15 protein-coding genes are annotated in these 18,191 nt (G+C 56.6%); 9 read left to right on the forward strand and 6 right to left on the reverse strand.

Features of this window, described 5'->3' with window-relative positions; translation table 11 throughout:
• The first annotated feature begins 44 nt into the window (after positions 1-44).
• Positions 45-1,133 (forward strand): YeiH family putative sulfate export transporter, encoded by a 1,089-nt coding sequence (locus ACSOSI_RS17310; protein ID WP_261131704.1) that lies wholly within the window; start codon positions 45-47, stop codon positions 1,131-1,133.
• Between the two features lie 117 nt (positions 1,134-1,250).
• Positions 1,251-2,090 carry a deoxyribonuclease IV gene (gene nfo, locus ACSOSI_RS17315; protein ID WP_261131702.1) on the forward strand — a complete coding sequence of 280 codons (840 nt, stop codon included), beginning with the start codon at positions 1,251-1,253 and terminating at the stop codon, positions 2,088-2,090.
• A 246-nt stretch (positions 2,091-2,336) separates the two neighbouring features.
• On the opposite strand, the gene fruA is transcribed toward nfo, so the two are convergent.
• The 3 genes from fruA to fruB are packed head-to-tail and all read right to left on the reverse strand — an operon-like array spanning position 2,337 to position 6,105.
• Positions 2,337-4,022 carry a PTS fructose transporter subunit IIBC gene (gene fruA / locus ACSOSI_RS17320; RefSeq protein WP_476705860.1) on the reverse strand — a complete coding sequence of 562 codons (1,686 nt, stop codon included), beginning with the start codon at positions 4,020-4,022 and terminating at the stop codon, positions 2,337-2,339.
• 11 nt (positions 4,023-4,033) lie between these two features.
• Positions 4,034-4,975: a 1-phosphofructokinase gene (gene fruK / locus ACSOSI_RS17325; protein ID WP_012145945.1), complete on the reverse strand. Its 942-nt coding sequence runs from the start codon at positions 4,973-4,975 to the stop codon at positions 4,034-4,036.
• Positions 4,972-6,105, reverse strand: a complete 1,134-nt coding sequence (gene fruB, locus ACSOSI_RS17330) for a fused PTS fructose transporter subunit IIA/HPr protein (RefSeq protein ID WP_017893436.1) — start codon at positions 6,103-6,105, stop codon at positions 4,972-4,974. Before fruB ends, fruK begins: the two co-directional genes overlap by 4 nt.
• 247 nt (positions 6,106-6,352) lie before the next feature.
• Between fruB and ACSOSI_RS17335 the strand changes: the two genes are divergently transcribed.
• The 4 genes from ACSOSI_RS17335 to setB all read left to right on the forward strand — a co-directional run bounded on the left by ACSOSI_RS17335 (position 6,353) and on the right by setB (position 12,041).
• Positions 6,353-6,775, forward strand: a complete 423-nt coding sequence (locus ACSOSI_RS17335; RefSeq protein ID WP_476705861.1) for a nucleotide triphosphate diphosphatase NUDT15 — start codon at positions 6,353-6,355, stop codon at positions 6,773-6,775.
• A gap of 257 nt (positions 6,776-7,032) precedes the next feature.
• On the forward strand, positions 7,033-8,193 hold the full coding sequence (locus ACSOSI_RS17340; protein WP_476705862.1) for a NapC/NirT family cytochrome c: 1,161 nt from the start codon (positions 7,033-7,035) through the stop codon (positions 8,191-8,193).
• A gap of 12 nt (positions 8,194-8,205) precedes the next feature.
• Positions 8,206-10,686: a trimethylamine-N-oxide reductase TorA gene (gene torA / locus ACSOSI_RS17345; RefSeq protein ID WP_012145949.1), complete on the forward strand. Its 2,481-nt coding sequence runs from the start codon at positions 8,206-8,208 to the stop codon at positions 10,684-10,686.
• Between the two features lie 176 nt (positions 10,687-10,862).
• On the forward strand, positions 10,863-12,041 hold the full coding sequence (gene setB, locus ACSOSI_RS17350) for a sugar efflux transporter SetB (RefSeq protein ID WP_261097885.1): 1,179 nt from the start codon (positions 10,863-10,865) through the stop codon (positions 12,039-12,041).
• Positions 12,042-12,048: 7 nt separating this feature from the next.
• Here the strand turns inward: setB and ACSOSI_RS17355 are convergent, their stop codons facing one another.
• Positions 12,049-12,303: a YkgJ family cysteine cluster protein gene (locus tag ACSOSI_RS17355; protein ID WP_017893440.1), complete on the reverse strand. Its 255-nt coding sequence runs from the start codon at positions 12,301-12,303 to the stop codon at positions 12,049-12,051.
• 283 nt (positions 12,304-12,586) lie between these two features.
• Between ACSOSI_RS17355 and mtr the strand changes: the two genes are divergently transcribed.
• Entirely contained in the window at positions 12,587-13,831 is a 1,245-nt protein-coding gene (gene mtr / locus ACSOSI_RS17360; RefSeq protein WP_017893441.1) for a tryptophan permease, read from the forward strand.
• Positions 13,832-13,959: 128 nt separating this feature from the next.
• Positions 13,960-14,532 (forward strand): elongation factor P-like protein YeiP, encoded by a 573-nt coding sequence (yeiP, locus tag ACSOSI_RS17365; RefSeq protein ID WP_012145953.1) that lies wholly within the window; start codon positions 13,960-13,962, stop codon positions 14,530-14,532.
• A 167-nt stretch (positions 14,533-14,699) separates the two neighbouring features.
• On the opposite strand, the gene uxuA is transcribed toward yeiP, so the two are convergent.
• Complete coding sequence (gene uxuA / locus ACSOSI_RS17370) at positions 14,700-15,893, reverse strand: mannonate dehydratase (protein WP_476705863.1); 1,194 nt, start codon at positions 15,891-15,893, stop codon at positions 14,700-14,702.
• 337 nt (positions 15,894-16,230) lie between these two features.
• Here uxuA and ACSOSI_RS17375 point away from each other — a divergent pair, with 337 nt between their 5' ends.
• Positions 16,231-17,712 carry a mannitol dehydrogenase family protein gene (locus tag ACSOSI_RS17375; protein WP_476705864.1) on the forward strand — a complete coding sequence of 494 codons (1,482 nt, stop codon included), beginning with the start codon at positions 16,231-16,233 and terminating at the stop codon, positions 17,710-17,712.
• A 78-nt stretch (positions 17,713-17,790) separates the two neighbouring features.
• Here ACSOSI_RS17375 and ACSOSI_RS17380 read toward each other — a convergent pair whose 3' ends face one another.
• The gene (locus ACSOSI_RS17380) at positions 17,791-18,099 is read right to left on the reverse strand and encodes a type 1 fimbrial protein (RefSeq protein ID WP_017893444.1); all 309 of its coding nucleotides are present in this window, start codon (positions 18,097-18,099) and stop codon (positions 17,791-17,793) included.
• Between the last annotated feature and the right edge of the window lie 92 nt (positions 18,100-18,191).

Here is an 18,191-nt window from a genome sequence, read left to right on the forward strand (position 1 = left end):
AGAACGTAGTCTGTGCTCAAGATTTTGATTAAAAGGGCTGACTTATGGCGACCAATACCACACATAATTTCCCCACTCGGCAATTTGCCCTGTTCGGTTTACCTCACCTGATCCCAGGGCTGCTGTTGACCGGGGCTATCACCGCGTTAGCCGTCTGGATTGGTGATATTCCATGGGTGGCCGGACTGGGGCTGGGAGCGCTGACGCTGGCGATTTTACTCGGCATTGTGGTAGGTAATACGCTGTACCCTTGGTTACAACCGAGCTCTCACAGCGGCGTTCAGTTCGCCAAACAGCGCCTGCTGCGGTTGGGCATTATCCTTTACGGCTTCCGCCTGACGTTTCAGCAAATTGCCGACGTGGGCACTACCGGTATCATCATTGATGCGTTAACGCTCACCACCACTTTCCTGCTCGCCTGCTGGTTGGGCAAGAAAGTGTTTGGCCTCGACACTCATACCACCATGCTGATCGGTGCCGGCAGCAGCATCTGCGGTGCGGCTGCGGTCATGGCTACCGAACCGGTACTGAAAGCCGATGCCAATAAGGTGGCGGTCGCCGTGAGCACCGTGGTGGTGTTCGGTACGCTGGCGATCTTTGCCTACCCTTGGCTGTACCATCTGAACGAACAATTCCAGTGGCTGCCGTTTAATCAGGAAACTTTCGGTATCTTCACCGGTTCGACCATCCACGAAGTAGCACAGGTCGTCGCCGCCGGGCATGCCATCGGGCCGGATGCTGAAAACGCTGCGGTAATCTCCAAAATGATCCGCGTAATGATGCTGGCACCCTTCCTGGTCGTACTTTCAGGGTTTATCAGCCGCAGCCGTAGCACTGGCAACAGCGGTGAGAAAGCAGAAAAATCTGCCATTACCATTCCCTGGTTTGCCGTGCTGTTTATCGCCGTCGCCGGGCTGAACTCGTTCAACCTGATCCCGGCTACGCTGGTAAAACATCTGATTACTGCGGATACCTGGATGCTGGCGATGGCCATGGCGGCGCTGGGATTGACCACCCACATCAGCGCAGTGCGCCAGGCGGGGGTAAAACCGATTCTGCTGGCCACCCTGTTGTTCATCTGGCTGATTGTCGGCGGCGGTGCGATTAACCTGCTGGTGCAACACTTCCTCTGATTCACCCCGCGATTATTCCACTACCTCAGGCCCGCCATCGCGGGCCTGAACTTTTTCAGCCATTCAATCCTTCCGCTATCAATGCCATAATGACGCCGATTACACAGGAGAATGAAAATGAAGTTTGTCGGTGCACATGTCAGCGCGTCAGGCGGCGTGGATCAGGCGGTTATCCGCGCGCACGAATTAGAGGCGACCGCATTCGCCCTGTTCACTAAAAATCAGCGTCAATGGAAGGCCGCCCCGCTGCCTGCCGATGTGATTGATAAATTCAAGAGCGCCTGCGCGCAATACGGTTACGGCCCAGGACAGATCCTGCCGCACGACAGCTACCTGATTAATCTCGGCCACCCGGTGACCGAGGCATTGGAAAAATCCCGCGAAGCCTTTCTTGATGAGATGCAGCGTTGTGAGCAACTGGGGCTGACGCTGCTGAACTTCCATCCTGGCAGCCATCTGCTGCAAATTGACGAAGACAAATGCCTGGCACGCATCGCTGAATCCATCAACCTGGTGCTGGATAAAACCAGCGGTGTGACAGCGGTGATCGAAAATACCGCAGGTCAGGGCAGTAATCTGGGCTTTAAGTTTGAACATTTGGCGGCGATCATCGACGGCGTGGAAGACAAAAGCCGCGTCGGCGTCTGCATCGACACCTGTCACGCCTTTGCCGCCGGTTACGATCTGCGTACCGAGGAAACCTGCGAACAGACCTTTAAGGAACTCGGTGAGGTGGTGGGCTTCAACTATTTGCGCGGTATGCACCTGAACGACGCCAAAAGCGAATTCGGCAGTCGCGTTGACCGTCACCACAGCCTGGGTGAGGGCAACATCGGTAAAACGGTGTTCAGCTACATCATGCGCGACCCGCGCTTCGACAAAATCCCGCTGATCCTGGAAACGGTGAACCCGGATATCTGGGCGGAAGAGATCGCCTGGCTAAAAGCCCAGCAGTAGTTGTCGCAATAAAAAACCGGAGCCTGGACTCTAATGCCGGTCAGTTAAGCAAAGTTCTGAATAAGAATGTACGACGTTGTTTAAGTGGGCATCCCCCTCTCCCGAGGGAGAGGGCCGGGGTGAGGGGCTTTCGCGTTAGTATGTATCCCCTCACCCTAACCCTCTCCCAAAGGAGAGGAAACCATATCACCTTAACTGACAAGCATTAGAGCCTGGACTCCGGTTTTTTTATTACCAACGCTAATCTTAAGCTACGCTGGCCGCCGGGACGTCAGCACGTTTCAGCAGCGCGTAAGACACGCCCGCCAAGAGCGTACCGGCGATAATCGCCACCAGATACAGCAGTACCGGAGTGATTGCGCCCGGGATCAGCAGCACGAACAACCCGCCGTGCGGCGCCATCAGTTTGGCACCAAACGCCATGGACAGCGCACCGGTCAGCGCGCCACCAGCGATGCAGCATGGCAGCACGCGCATCGGGTCACGGGCAGCGAACGGGATCGCGCCTTCAGAGATAAAGCACAGGCCCAACACCAGCGCCGCTTTCCCGCCTTCCTGTTGTGACTTGTCGAACTTGCGACGCGCCAGCAGCGTTGCCAACCCCATCGCCAGCGGTGGCACCATACCGGCAGCCATAATCGCCGCCATCGGCGCATACACCGAAGAACTCAGCAACGCCACGCCAAAAGCATAGGCCGCCTTGTTGACCGGGCCCCCCATATCGGTACACATCATGGCACCGAGGATTGCGCCCAGCAGCACCGCGTTAGCGGTACCCAGTGACTGCAACCAATGGGTCAGACCTTCCATGATTTTCGCCACCGGCGTGCCGACGATGAAGATCATGATCAGACCCACGATCAGGCTGGCAACCAGCGGAATGATCAGGATCGGCTTCAGCGCTTCCATACTCTGCGGCAAACGCAGTTTGGTGCTGATAAATTTGGCGACATAACCCGCCAGGAAACCGGCAATGATACCGCCGAGGAAACCGGCTCCGGTGCTTACTGCCAACATGCCGCCAATCAACCCCGGCGTCAGGCCCGGACGGTCAGCAATCGAGAAAGCGATAAAACCAGCCAGCACCGGCACCATCAGTGCAAAGGCCGATCCGCCACCGATCTGCATCAGTGCCGCCGCCAGCGTGCCTTTGACTTCGAACGCCTTGATACCGAATACGAACGACAGTGCGATACACAGACCGCCCGCCACCACCATTGGCAGCATATAAGACACACCGGTCAACAGATGACGATAAGGCCCGGCACTCTCTTTCTTCTTGCCGGCCGCGGCCGGAGCACCGCTTTTCTGGGGCTGGAAAATCTCGGCTTCGGCCTGCGCCTTGTCCAGTTCCTGCGCGGTTTTCTTTAACGCCAGCCCAGTAGAGGTGCGATACATTGGCTTGCCGGCAAATTTCTCCAGATCCACTTCGATGTCGGCCGCCACAATCACCAGATCCGCCGCCGCCACTTCTTCTGGCGTAATGGCATTACCGGCACCCACGGAACCGCGGGTTTCAACCTTTACCCACCAGCCGCGTTTTTTGGCTTCGCTCTCAATCGCCTCGGCCGCCATAAAGGTATGCGCCACACCGGTTGGACAAGCGGTGATCGCCACAATGCGTTTTTGACCCGCCGCTTTGACCGGTTCAGCCGTTGCCGGTGCCTGCCAGGTTTTTGCCTCGGCGATAGCCTGCGTCAGGAAGGCTTCCGGCTCACGCACCGCGTGCTCCACATCGCCCACATAAACCCGCTTGCCGTTCAGCGCGGCGTCAGCAGGCGCAGATTGCCCCGCCACCACCACCAGTTCAGCCTCATCCGGGGACTCCACCAGCGTCAGGCCGGCCTTCGCCACAGCAGCGCCGAGCATGCGTTTCGCCAGGTGCCCACGCGCCTGCCCCAGCGAACTGTCTATCATCAGCAGTGTTTTCATTCTGCCTCCCGCTATTGATTAAAAGGTTTCAGGTCGACACGCGCCATCATCGCGGCCAACTGTGGACGGTCGGTCACGCCAACGTTGCTCTGGCTGACGGCCAGCGCAGCTACGGCGGTAGCCAAACGCAAAGTATGTTCACTGGATTCGCGCATCAGCAGGCCATAAATCAGGCCGCCGACCATCGAGTCGCCGGCACCGACAGTACTGACCACTTCGCAGGCCGGTGGCTTGGCGATCCAGGCGCCGGAAGCATTGACCCACAGCGCCCCTTCGGCACCGAGAGAAATCACCACGTGAGCAATGCCCTGATCGCGCAGCGCATGTGCGGCCTCAACCACGTCAGCCAACTGTGGCAATGGACGACCGGCCCAGATTTCCAGCTCGCGACGATTGGGTTTCACCAACCATGGCGCGGCTTTCAAGCCGGCAACCAGGGCTTCACGGCTGCTGTCGAAAATGATGCACGGGCACTGAGCGCGCAGGCGGATCATCCAGTCGGTAAAGGCATCGGGATCAACCCCGGCCGGCAGACTACCGCTCACTGCCACCATATCGAACTGGCCGAGCCAGCTCAGTGAGTCGGTCACGAAACGTTCCCAATCCTGACCACTCACCTCAAAGCCGGAGAAGTTGAAATCTGTCACTTCACCGTCTTTTTCCGTCAGCTTGACGTTAATGCGGGTGCGGCCCGGTACCACCTGGAAGCGGTTGGCAATGCCCAGATCGCTGAACAGCAGTTGGAAGCCATCCTGGTTATCTTTGCCCAGGAAACCGCCCACAGTGACATCAATGCCCAAATCTTTCAGCACCTTGGCGACGTTAATGCCTTTTCCGGCGGCGTGCAGACCGGCGGTTTTGACCAGATTAACTTCACCGCGCTCGATCTCCGGGCAAAAACCCACCAGATCGTAAGCCGGATTCAGGGTAATTGTTGCTACTCTTCTGCTCATGCTGCGCCCTCGCCCAGTCCTTCGTTAATGGCCTCACCGATCGCCTTCAGCGCCGTTTCAGCATCTTCACCCTTGGCGGTAAAGCGCAGGTGATGTCCTTTTTTTACGCCCAACGCCACGACCTTCATCAGGCTGCGTCCGTTGGCCGGTTTGCCACTGCCATCCAGATTAGTGACGGTAATTTCGCTCTCGAACTTCTTGATTACGTTGACCAGCGCCGTCCCCGGACGGGCATGCAGGCCGTGTTCGTTACGAATGACGTACTCGGCACTCAGGGTGGTATTTTCTTCTTCGACCTCACTGGTCAGCAATGCCAGCACGGTGATGGCATCGGCGTTCAGCAAGCGTTCAGCTTTATTCGCCAACAGCAGGTCACTCAGGTAGTTCAGCACCGCCAGCGGTTGCTGGTCAGCCACCGACAGCGTCAGCAGCAGCGCAACTTTCTCGCCGTCTTCGTCAAACGCCTGCACCGGACGGCTCAGGGTGGCCGCGCTGGTCAGATTGCCTTCGGTGCTGTCGCTCAGCCAAATGCCCTGCCCCAAATTCAGCGGCTTGCGGGTAATGACGTCGCTGACGAACTGGGCGTTGACCGCACCGATCTTCTGCAAACGACCGGCATTCAGCGCCTGCAGCGTCATCAGGCTGTCGGCGGCCACATCGAGCGCGATCAGAGAAGCGTCAAATTTGAATTCTGCCGTCAGCTTTTCGCCCATCAGCAGGCTGCGCAGCTCTTCTGTCGAGGTGGTTTTCGCCAACTGTTCGGCTACGCTGTCGTCACTCAGCACGTGTGTCAGCTGGCGTAACAGCGCCAGGTGTTCGTCGGAGCGGGCGGCAATGCCGATCACCACAAAGGCGGTTTGGCCTTCGCCCCACTCAATGCCCTGCGGGAACTGGAATACCTGTACGCCGGTATTCAGCACCAGTTCACGGGTATCGGTAGTGCCGTGCGGGATGGCGATGCCGTTACCCAAATAGGTGGAGGTTTGCAGCTCGCGCTGCAGCATGCCGTCCACATAGGCGGCGCTGACGCAGCCGGCTTCGGTCAGTGCGGCGGCAACCTGCTGGATGGCTGCCTGCTTGCTGCCGGCAGTTGCGCCCAGGTGAATATCTTGCGGTGACAACTGGAACATGATTTTCCTCTCCTGCTGAATTGAATCGTTTCAGCTTTATTGGGAAAAAGGAGCGTTATCGGTACGGAATCATCGCGCCCATAACGCTGAAACGTTTCAAGGAGTGTGTGAGCAGCACCGGCTGAAAGCAAGTTTTCTCAAAATTGATGTGATAGATTTTTGACCTCACGCACACTTTTCCCGAAGGGTTATCCGTCGCGGCGCTAAAATGACATACTAAGCTGAAATTTTGCTGACGGAGACAAGCATGACTGTAGTGGCGGGCGTAGGGGTGATCATCGTAAATGCACAAGGGGAAATATTACTGGGAAAACGCTGCGGTCAGCACGCGCCTTTCTGGTCGATTCCCGGCGGGCATCTGGATGCCGGTGAAACCTTTGAACAGTGCGCTCAGCGTGAGATTGCCGAAGAAACCGGGCTGATGATCGCCCCACCCACTTTTATCGGTATTAGCAATAATCTGCAAACCTGGCGCGCCGAGGGAAAGCATACGATATCCGTCTGTTTACTGACGCAGCATCCCGGTGGCACCCCAGAACTCAAAGAACCGGAAAAATGTGCAGAATGGCGTTGGTGCTCTCCGAATAAGTTACCGGAACCCCACTTCGAAGCCAGCCGTAACGCCATTAACCTCTGGCAAACAGGCCAGGCCTACCAGCCGACGAAATAGCCTTTTCGTTCAGTATTTTTTATATCTGTCCGTGATCTGAATCATGGGCTGATAAAGACACATAAAAAATGCGTTATATAAGCCAGAATATAACGCTGTAAAATCCCTCAAATGGCCATTTTTCTGCTAAAAATAACCCTATAGTATTAGATGTCATTGCTAATGTTACCTATACTTCCTCAAGTATGTCGGCGCTCGGCCGGCACTTTTTTTGGCAAGGTTTTCCTTGGTATTTCATAATTATAAGTGGGTTCAATATGACCAATAAATTCACTGGCTTGATAAAAAAGCACCGCTGGGGATGGCTGTGGCTTTTGCTGTTGGGGATTATCCTCGGAGCAGCATTATTGGCGGGTACCGCCACGGTATTCCACAAAACCAGCGACACCGCCTTCTGTGTGTCCTGTCATACCATGCAACAACCGCTGGCCGAATATCAGGGCAGCATTCACTTCCAGAATACCAAGGGCATCCGCGCTGAATGCGCCGACTGCCACGTCCCACACGAACCGCTCGATTACCTGTGGACCAAGATCCGCGCGGTAAAAGATATTTATGGCGAGATGGTGGGCACTATCGATACGCCAGAAAAATATGAGGCACATAAGCTGGCCATGGCCCAGTCGGTCTGGAAAACGCTGAAAGAAAGCGATTCCGCCACCTGCCGTTCATGCCACAGCTTTGATGCCATGGACATCACCGCCCAACGGCCTGAAGCACGCATTCAGCATCCGGTGGCTATCAAGCAGGGCGAAACCTGTATTGATTGCCATAAAGGAGTCGCGCACATTCTGCCGGACATGAGCGGTGCCGCCCAGGCCGGTGCAGCCGAACTGGCGAAGGCCGCGGCTGAAACCTCACCTACCGCCACCACGCTGTACACCATTGCCACTGAACCCTTCTTCCTGAAACCGGACGACAGCCACAATGCCGGCAACCTGATGCCATCCACCGAAGTTCAGGTGGTGAAACAGGAAGGCGACAAGGTGCTGGCCAACGTCACCGGCTGGCAGCAGGACGGCGTCAGTGAGGTGTTCTATGCCGCACAGGGCAAACGTATCCTTAGCGTGCTGCTGGGTGAAGACGCTCGCAAACTGCTGAAAACCGGCACCACCATGACCGATGCCGAAACCGGCCTGGTATGGCACCAGGTTTCCCTGCAGGTCTGGCTGCCGCGCAAACAACTGATCGACGATCAGCAAAAAATCTGGCGCTACACCGCAGATATGATGTCGGCCAACTGTACCGGCTGTCACGGCCTGACCGCCCTAGATCGCTTCAACGCCAACCAGTGGATCGGCGTAATTAAAGGCATGGCTCCACGCACCTCGCTGACGCAGGAACAACTGCGCGTTCTGACACAATACGTGCAGAAACACGCCAGTGACATGCAGCCAACCAAACCTGCCAAGCTTTAAGGGAGAAGCGAAATGAGCAAATATCAACAACAAGCGTTAAAAATGAGCCGCCGCCGCTTCCTGACCGGTGCTACCGCATTGGCCGCCGCCCCGTTGCTGGCAGGCCTGTGGCCCAAGTCAGCGCTGGCGCAGGCCATCAGCCAGGCGCTGCCGCAATTTGTGGTGCTGCGTCAGGCGCAAAAAGGCATTCTGACCGGCGCACACTGGGGCGCTTTTGAAGCCATAGTGCAGGACGGCAAAATGGTCGGCGTGCAGCCGGTCAAGGACGATCCTTACCCGAACGAACTGATCACCATGGCGCCCTACCAGGTACATGCCGAAAACCGCATCAAATATCCGATGGTGCGTAAAAGCTGGCTGGAAGGCGGCCCCGGCAGCCATACCGAACTGCGCGGCCGCGACGAATGGGTGCGCGTCAGCTGGGACAAGGCGATTGAACTGGTTTGTGGCGAGATCACCCGTCTGCAAAAAGATCACGGCCCGCAGTCAATCTATGCCGGTTCCTATGGCTGGAAGAGCGTCGGCATGCTGCATAACAGCCGCACGCTGCTGCAACGCCTGATGAACCTGACCGGTGGCTTCCTCGGTTATGCCGGTGACTATTCCACCGGTGCTGCACAGGTGATCATGTCACACGTGGTCGGCTCCATGGAGGTTTACGAACAGCAAACCGCCTGGCCGAACGTGATTGAAAACAGCCAACTGGTAGTATTGTGGGGCTGTAACCCTATGATCACGCTGAAAAACAGTTGGAACGTGCCGGACCACTACGGCCAGACCGGCTTTGAGGCGCTGAAGAAGAAAGGCACCCGCGTGATCAGCATCGACCCGGTGCATAACGACAGCGCCAAATTTATCGATGCGCAGTGGATCGCTCCACGCCCTTATACCGATGGCGCCATGTTGATCGGCATCGCTCACACGCTGCTGACAGAGAAACTGCATAACCCGGACTTCCTGAAAACCTACACCGCCGGCTTCGACAAGTTCCAGGCTTATCTGCTGGGCGAAACCGATGGCACACCGAAAACTGCCGAATGGGCCGCCGATGTTTGCGGCGTCGATGCCGACGTATTGCGCCAACTGGCACGCGACATGGCGAAAAATCGCACCATGATCATGGGCGGTTGGGGTATTCAACGTCAGCATCATGGCGAGCAGCAGCACTGGCTGTTGGTCACCGTGGCGGCGATGCTCGGCCAAATTGGCCTGCCGGGCGGCGGCTTCGGCTTCAGCTATCACTACTCTTCCGGCGGTAGCCCGACGGCGAAAGGCGGCATCATTTCCGGTATTTCTGCCGGTAATGCGCCGAAGAACTCACCGGCTCCGATCCCGGTGGCACGCATCGCCGAATGTCTGAGCAATCCGGGCAAGACCATTAATTTCAACGGCACACAGGTCACCTACCCCGAAGTGAAAATGGTGTATGTGGCCGGTGGCAACACCTTCCACCAGCACCAGGACACCAACAATCTGGTCAAGGCCTGGCAACGGCCGGACACCATCGTGGTGAACGAACCTTACTGGACCGCCACCGCCAAACACGCCGATATCGTGCTGCCGGCCACCACCAGCTATGAACGTAACGATCTGGAAATGGGCGGCGACTACTCGCAACTGTATGTGTTCCCAATGCATCAGTGCGTGGAGCCGCAGCATGAGTCGCGCAGCGATTTCGATATCTTCGCGGCCATGGCGGCCAAGCTGGGTGTGCAGGATGCCTTTACCGAAGGCAAAGATGAGACTCAGTGGCTCAAAGGCATGTACGACGACATGAAAACCCAGGCGCGCGCCGCCCGGGTGGCCCTGCCGCCATTCGATATGTTCTGGGCATCCAACAACTATGTGCGTTTCCCGGTGCCCGAGGCCAATACCCAATGGGTACGTTTCGCCGACTATCGCGAAAACCCGCTGCTCAATCCGTTGGGTACGCCATCCGGTAAGATCGAGATCTACTCCGACGCCATTGCCAAAATGAAGTATCAGGATTGCCCGGGCATTCCGACCTGGATGCCGCCGCATGAATGGTATCGCGGGCCAGAGGCGGTTAAATATCCGCTGTCGCTGAACACCGCGCACCCGATCAACCGTCTGCACTCGCAGCTCGACAATACGCCGCTGCGTAAAAAGTATGCGGTAGCAGACCGGGAAGCGATTGTGATCCATCCGCAGGACGCCAAGTCACGCGGTATCGCCAGCGGCGATCTGGTGCGCGCCTTTAACGATCGCGGCCAGATCCTGGTCGGTGCAGTCGTCAGTGAAGACGTGCGCCCTGGCGTGGTACGGATCAGCGAAGGGGCCTGGTTCGATCCGGCCGATCCTTCTCAGCCTGGCTCGCTGTGCAAGAACGGTAACGTCAACTGCCTGACCTTCGACGTCGGCTCCTCCAGCCTGGCGCAGGGGAACTGTGGCCAGATGGCCCAGTTGCAGATCGAGAAGTATCAGGGTGAGGTGCTGAAAAACACCGCGCACGACGTGCCTGCCGGCGCGTAACGGGTCATAGCGTAATACCGGGGCGATGGTGACATCGCCCTTTTTTATGCCCTTATACCGGAAAAAAACTTTACCAGCAAAAGGAATGAAACCGGTTTCGGTTCATTTCTTTTTTTTACAAATAAATGGGCGTATTATGCGCCGGATCCCTCATTGACGGCTATTTTCTGACCTCTATGTCTACATCATCTGCGGCAACGCGACGCTCGCCCGACCTCACTTCACTGGCTTTTTTAGTGGTGGCGTTTCTCACCGGTATTGCCGGGGCGCTACAGACCCCTACGTTGAGCCTGTTCCTGGCGACGGAAGTGAAGGTGCGCCCCTCGATGGTTGGGCTGTTTTTCACCGGTAGCGCGGTGATTGGCATTCTGGTCAGCCAGTTTCTCGCTCGCCGTTCGGATCAAAAAGGCGATCGCAAAACGCTGATTTTCCTCTGCTGCATGCTGGGTGCGCTGGGCTGCGTGCTGTTCGCCTGGAACCGCAATTATTACCTGTTACTGGCGGTCGGCGTGATGTTGACCAGCTTCGGTTCCACCGCTAACCCGCAGATGTTCGCCCTGGCGCGCGAACATGCCGATCGCACCGGTCGCGAAGCCGTCATGTTCAGTTCAATCCTGCGGGCGCAGGTTTCCCTCGCCTGGGTCATAGGGCCGCCCATCGCCTTTGCACTGGCCCTGGGGTTCGGTTTTAAAGTGATGTATCTGGCCGCCGCGGCAGCGTTCATCCTGTGTGGCGTGCTGGTGTGGAAAATGCTGCCCTCGATGCGCAAAACGCCGGTAGCCACCAGCACCACACTGGAGGCCCCACGACAAAACCGTCGCGATACGCTGCTGCTGTTTATGGCCTGCACCTTTATGTGGACCGCCAACAGCATGTATCTGATCAATATGCCGCTGTATATGGTGCATGAGCTGCATCTGCCGGAAAGGCTGGCCGGGATATTAATGGGTACGGCGGCCGGGCTGGAGATACCGACCATGCTGATTGCCGGCATGGTGGCGAAACGCTTCGGCAAGCGCTTTTTAATGCGTTGGGCGGTGGTGGCGGGCCTGCTGTTTTACTTCGGTCTGCTGTTTATCACCGGCACCTGGCCACTGATCGCCCTGCAACTGCTTAACGCGGCGTTTATCGGCGTACTCGCGGGGATCGGTATGCTCTATTTTCAGGATTTGATGCCTGGACAGGCCGGTGCCGCAACCACCCTGTTTACCAACACCACTCGCGTGGGTTGGATTTTAGCCGGTTCCATCGCTGGCGTAGTGGCGGAAGTCTGGAATTATCACGCGGTGTTTTATTCCGCTCTGGCGATGGTTGTTGGCGCAGTGCTGTGCTTGTGGAAGCTTAAAGACGCGTAAAACCGGCTTAGGGTGCCGTATCCGCTTCCAGCTTGGCCAAATAGATTAGCGCGTCGTCACGGTGGTCGTGGCACATTTCGCGGCTGGCCTGCAGGCTGCCACAGACTTTGGGCCGCAATGGCGAGTGAAACAGACCACAGCGTAGCTGCTCGCTCAGATGAATGCAGCGGGTATTGGCAGGCTTGCCATTGGGCATGCCGGGGATCGGGCTGGATATTGAAGGCGCAATACAACAGGCGCCACAGTCGGCACGGCAGTCCATCAGCGAGTCTCTCGGTGGGCTGGCAGAAGTGAAGCGCGACAATATCAGTAGCGCTCATCCGCCGCCAGCAGAATCCGGGCTTGCCCAACAATCTTTACATCGCGCCCTTATAACCGCTAAACGTTTGCATTCATGCCGGGCTAAAACACGCCTCAAATCGCCCTATTCACACCGATTAATGCATGAAACAAGCATCTTCACGGCTTTACATGCGTCGACCGCACCTGTACCATTGAGCTAGTACAAAAGAACTTGCGGCCGCCATGGCCACTCAGGAGCAAAAATGTCCGCGGACACTATCCAGAAGCTTTCCCGCCCTTCGGTCCTTGGCGGCGCGATGATCATTGCAGGCACCGCCGTCGGCGCCGGTATGTTCTCCATTCCTATTGTGACTTCTGGCGTGTGGTTCAGCGGCTCGGTCGCGCTGCTGATTTATACCTGGGCCTGTATGCTGATCTCTGGCCTGATGATCCTCGAAGCTGCACTGCATTACCCAAGCGGTGCCAGCTTCAATACCATCGTCAAGGATCTGCTGGGTAAAAGCTGGAACGCCATTAACGGCATTTCCATCGCCTTTGTGCTGTACATTCTGACCTATGCCTATATTTCCGCCGGTGGCTCAATTATCGCCCACACGCTGGAAGGCATCGTCGGCGTCGGGCAGACCACCGCCGGGCTGGTGTTTGCCATCGTGGTGGCGTTTATCGTCTGGTTGTCCACCCGCGCGGTCGATCGTCTGAGCACCATTTTGATCGGCGGTATGGTGATCACCTTTGTGATGTCGGTGGGCGATATGTTCACTCATGTGCAACCGGCAGTGCTGTTCAACCGGGGCGACAGCCAGGCCAGCTATCTGCCTTACGCCCTGGCGGCGCTGCCTTATCTGCTGACCTCGTTCGGCTATCACGGCAATGTGCCGGGACTGGTGAAGTATTATCACAAGGATAGCGGTGCCGTGGTGCGCAGCCTGGTATACGGCACGCTGCTGGCGCTGGCGATCTATATCCTGTGGCAGTATGTGATTCAGGGCAATATCGCCCGCGATGCCTTCCGCCAGGTGATTGCCGAAGGCGGCAATATCGGCAGCCTGCTTAAGCAGATGGGCAACGTTTCCAGCAGCCAGACCGTTGGCCAACTGCTGAACGCTTTCTCTTATATGGCACTGGCCAGTTCGTTCCTCGGGGTTTCGCTGGGCCTGTTTGATTATTTGGCTGACTTCTTCAAATTCAGTGATGACACCACCGGGCGCAGTAAAACCGCGTTGGTGACCTTTGCACCACCGACCATAGCCGCCCTGCTGTTCCCGAACGGCTTCCTGTACGCCATCGGCTTCGCCGGGCTGGCGGCCACCGTTTGGGCGGTGATCGTACCGGCCATGATGGCACGCGCCAGTCGTCGTCGCTTTGCCCAGGCGCAATATCGCGCTCCCGGTGGCCGGGGGATGATCCTGTTTATCATTCTGTTCGGGGTGATCAACGCCGTCGCACACGTGCTGGCATTGCTGGGTCTGTTGCCGGTCTTCAAGTAATACCGCAGGGGATGGCGCTCGCCATCCCTTTTTCCGCCACTGTTTTTGCTTGATCTGCTTGCCTGAAATCATCGGCGCGAGTAACTTGTCGCAACTTCCCAAAAACTCTTTATTGCAGGTTATTTTATATGGCAAAGGCTAACGAAATTAAGCGTGGCATGGCGATCAGCTACAACGGCAAACTGCTGCTGGTGAGAGACATTGATGTACAAAGCCCAAGCGCACGCGGTGCCAGCACCCTATACAAAATGCGTTTCTCTGACGTCCGCACCGGGCTGAAGGTAGAAGAGCGTTTCAAGGGCGACGATATTCTGGACACCATTAGCCTGTCCCGCCGTAAGGTGAACTTCTCTTACATCGACGGCGAAGAATACGTGTTTATGGATGACGAGGATTACACCCCTTACATCTTCAAGAAAGACCAGATCGAAGACGAACTGCTGTTCATCCCTGAAGCCGGTCTGCCAGGCATGCAGGTGCTGACGCTGGAAGGCCAGGTGCTGGCGCTGGAATTGCCACAAACCGTGGATATGGAAATTGTCGACACTGCGCCGGGCATCAAAGGTGCCTCCGCCAGTGCCCGCAACAAGCCGGCTACCATGGCGACCGGCCTGACCATTCAGGTGCCGGAATACCTCAGCGCCGGTGACAAAATCCGCATTCATATTGCCGAACGCCGCTATATGAGCCGCGCCGACTAGTTGAAATTCAGGGGCCGATTATGGCCCCTGTGTTTTATAACAAAGTGGTTTATTAGCACGAGATACCCGGGCCTAGCGCACCGAGGGGCGCTCCGGCAGCTAAAGCTGCTACGACCCCTTCGGCACGCTCTCCCTAATATTTGGCACTGCCCGTCGTCTGAAAATATTTACGACGGCAATTCAGGGAAGAAACGGCGTTTGAGCGCCAGCTCGACACCGCGCAGTTCCGCCAGCCCCTTCAAACGACCAATTGCCGAATAACCCGGATTGGTTTTTTTCTTCAAGTCATCCAGCATCTGATGCCCATGATCGGGACGCATTGGTATCGGCCGGGTATCACCCGCCTGATGACGGCGCTGCTCCTCGCTGAGGATCGCCTCAATCACCGCCACCATGTCGACGTCGCCTTGCAGGTGCGCGCCCTCATGGAAACTTTTAGGGTTATCTTCACGGCAGGTTGCGCGCAGATGGGTGAAATGGATGCGATCGCCGAAGGTTTCAATCATCCGCACCAGATCGTTATCCTCACGTACCCCATAGGAGCCGGTACACATGGTGAAACCGTTATGCAGGCTGTCGACCGTCTGCTTGAACCACTGCATATCCTCAATGGTCGAAACAATGCGTGGCAGACCCAGGAGCGGCCGTGGTGGATCGTCCGGATGTACCGCCAGCCGCACGCCGACCTCTTCCGCTACCGGCACAATGGCGCGCAGAAACACCGCCATATTCTCACGCAGTTGCGCCTTGTCGATGGCGTCGTACTCAGCCAGACGGGCGCGGAACTGATCAAGCGTATACCCCTCTTCAGCCCCCGGCAGCCCGGCGATGATATTACCGGTCAATTTGGCGATATCCGCCTCGCTCATGGCAGCAAAGCGCGCGGTGGCCTGCTGTTGCTCTTCCTGCGTGTAATCCTGCTCTGCCCCTGCACGTTGCAAAATATGCAAATCAAAGGCCGCAAAGGCGATTTGATCAAAACGTAACGCCTTTGACCCGTCGGGCAGCAAATACTCCAGATCGGTACGCGTCCAGTCGAGGATCGGCATAAAGTTGTAGCACACGGTGTCGATACCGCAGGCCGCCAGGTTACGCAACGATTGCTGGTAATGGGCGATGTGCTGTTGGTAATTACCGCTGTGGGTTTTGATTTCTTCATGTACCGGGATGCTTTCCACCACCGACCACACCAAGCCTTTCTCCGCCAACAACGCCTGACGAGCCTTGATCTCTTCGATCGGCCACACCTCGCCATTCGGGATATGGTGCAAGGCGGTGACTACGCCAGTGGCGCCGGCCTGGCGCACATCGTCAAGAGAGACAGGATCGTTCGGCCCATACCAACGCCATGTTTGTTCCATTATTTATCCTTGTAAAAATCGCCCAGTATTGTGGTGGTGATCAAGATTGCACCGTTTCGACAATCTTGTTATACCAAATTTAAATAGATATCGGTTATCTTTCACCTTACTCTTTCGCACCTGACTGTCAAAAGCGAAACCCTGATTGGTTGATCCACTTCACGGTTCTGGCTTATTTTGAGTTTGGCAATGTTATTAACCCCCTTCCAGCCTTACACTGGCGGCAGAGAACTGATGCGAAAAAGGTAAGCGCCGTGCCGTTTTCCATTCGCAAAACTGGTCTGCTAACTTTTTAAAAGTTCCCGGCCAGCACCTTTTACCCAGCTTGGAGCCATGCATGAAGACTATCGCCAACTCACCGCTTCCCGACGCCGTCCAGCAACCGCGCTATGACCGCAGCACATTACAAAGCCGCATGGTGCACATTGGATTCGGGGCCTTTCACCGCGCCCATCAGGCACTGGTGACCGACCGGGTATTGAACCGCCAGGGGGGAGACTGGGGGATTTGTGAGATCAGCCTGTTCGGTGGCGACATTCTGTTCCAGACGCTGCGTCAGCAAGACCATCTTTATAGCGTGCTGGAAAAAGGCGCTGAGGGGGATCAGGCGATAGTGATCGGGGCCGTGCATGAAAGCGTACACCGCAAACTGGAAGGGATCGGTGCCGTGCTGGAAAAACTGGCGGAACCGCAGGTAGCCATCGTCTCAATGACCATCACCGAAAAAGGCTACTGCATCGAACCCGGTAGCGGGAAACTGGATCTGCAACACCAGGGGATCCGCGCCGATCTTGCCAACCCCGCTCAACCCATTACGGTACCCGGCATTCTGGTCGAAGCCCTGCGCCTGCGCCTGGAACGCGGTCTGCCCGCCTTTACCCTGCTCTCTTGCGATAATATTCCCGAAAACGGCCATGTACTGCGCAACGCCATCATCGGCCTGGCGCAGGCGCGTGACGGCGCCCTGGCAGATTGGATTGCCCAGCAGGTCAGTTTCCCCAGTACTATGGTCGACCGCATTGTTCCAGCCGCCACCGCGGAAACGCTCGACGAAGTGGCTGCCGCACTGGGCGGCATACGTGATGAATGCGCCATCGCCTGCGAGCCCTTTATCCAATGGGTGGTGGAAGATAATTTTGTCGCAGGCCGTCCGGCCTGGGAACTGGCCGGTGCGCAGTTGGTAAATGACGTACTGCCTTTTGAACAAATGAAGCTGCGTATGCTGAACGGCAGTCATTCCTTCCTGGCCTACCTGGGTTATCTGGGGGGTTATCAGTATATAAACGACTGTATGGCCGACGAGTCTTATCGCCAAGCGGCACACCACCTGATGCTGGCCGAGCAGGCACCGACGCTCAGCGTCAGCGGTATCGATCTGGCCGCCTATGCCGCGCAGTTGATTGAACGCTACAGCAATCCGGCGCTGCAACATCGCACCTGGCAAATTGCCATGGATGGCACACAAAAATTGCCACAGCGGATGCTGGATTCGGTTCGTTGGCATCTGCAGCATGGCGGCAGCTATGCCGGTTTGGCGCTGGGCGTGGCAGCCTGGATGCGCTATGTCGGCGGTGTAGATGATGCCGGTCAACCGATTGATATTCGCGATCCGCTGCTGACAACGCTGCAACAGACGGTGGCCGCAACGCCGGACGATGAACAACGCGTTAAAGCCCTGTTGGCGTTGAAAGCCGTTTTTGGTGAACAACTGCCGGCAAATGAGGCGTTTGTGGCGGCGGTGACCCGCGCCTATATTTCCCTGCGCGATCGCGGGGCGCGCCAAACGGTGCAGAATTGGGTTTCGACTCAGTTGGCTTGATACCCGGTTAAACCAGACCCTGACTTGAAAGGCCAGGGGGAAAATGGCCATGCCGGATGTCCGGCATGGCCGAACGACTTAACGATAAACTACCGTCATTACTGCAAGTTTTTTCTGCTGATCTACCCACTTCATCTCGGTCGAACCTAAATTCAGTGGCAATTCTTTGCGTGTAGCATCAAATTTTGACAGCGTCTGTTGGTCTTGATAGTGCCGCCCATTACGGTAACATTGGGTATTGGCCGTTGAATCAGCGATGTTCACCGTACAGGGGCTTTCCACAATAGAGCCAACAAAACGAATTACCCCGCCAGTGGTTCCTGCATAGCTTGCTGCCGTCCATGAAAACAACATTCCTGCGATCAAAAATAACCGGAAGACATTCATGGCAACCTCATTTTTTGTTAAGCCAATTTAACCATAGAGGATTTTCTTAAGAATAATCGCAAGGTCAGGGGAATTATTTGGCGGTTAATCTG

This window comes from Serratia sp. AR11, assembly GCF_056376275.1.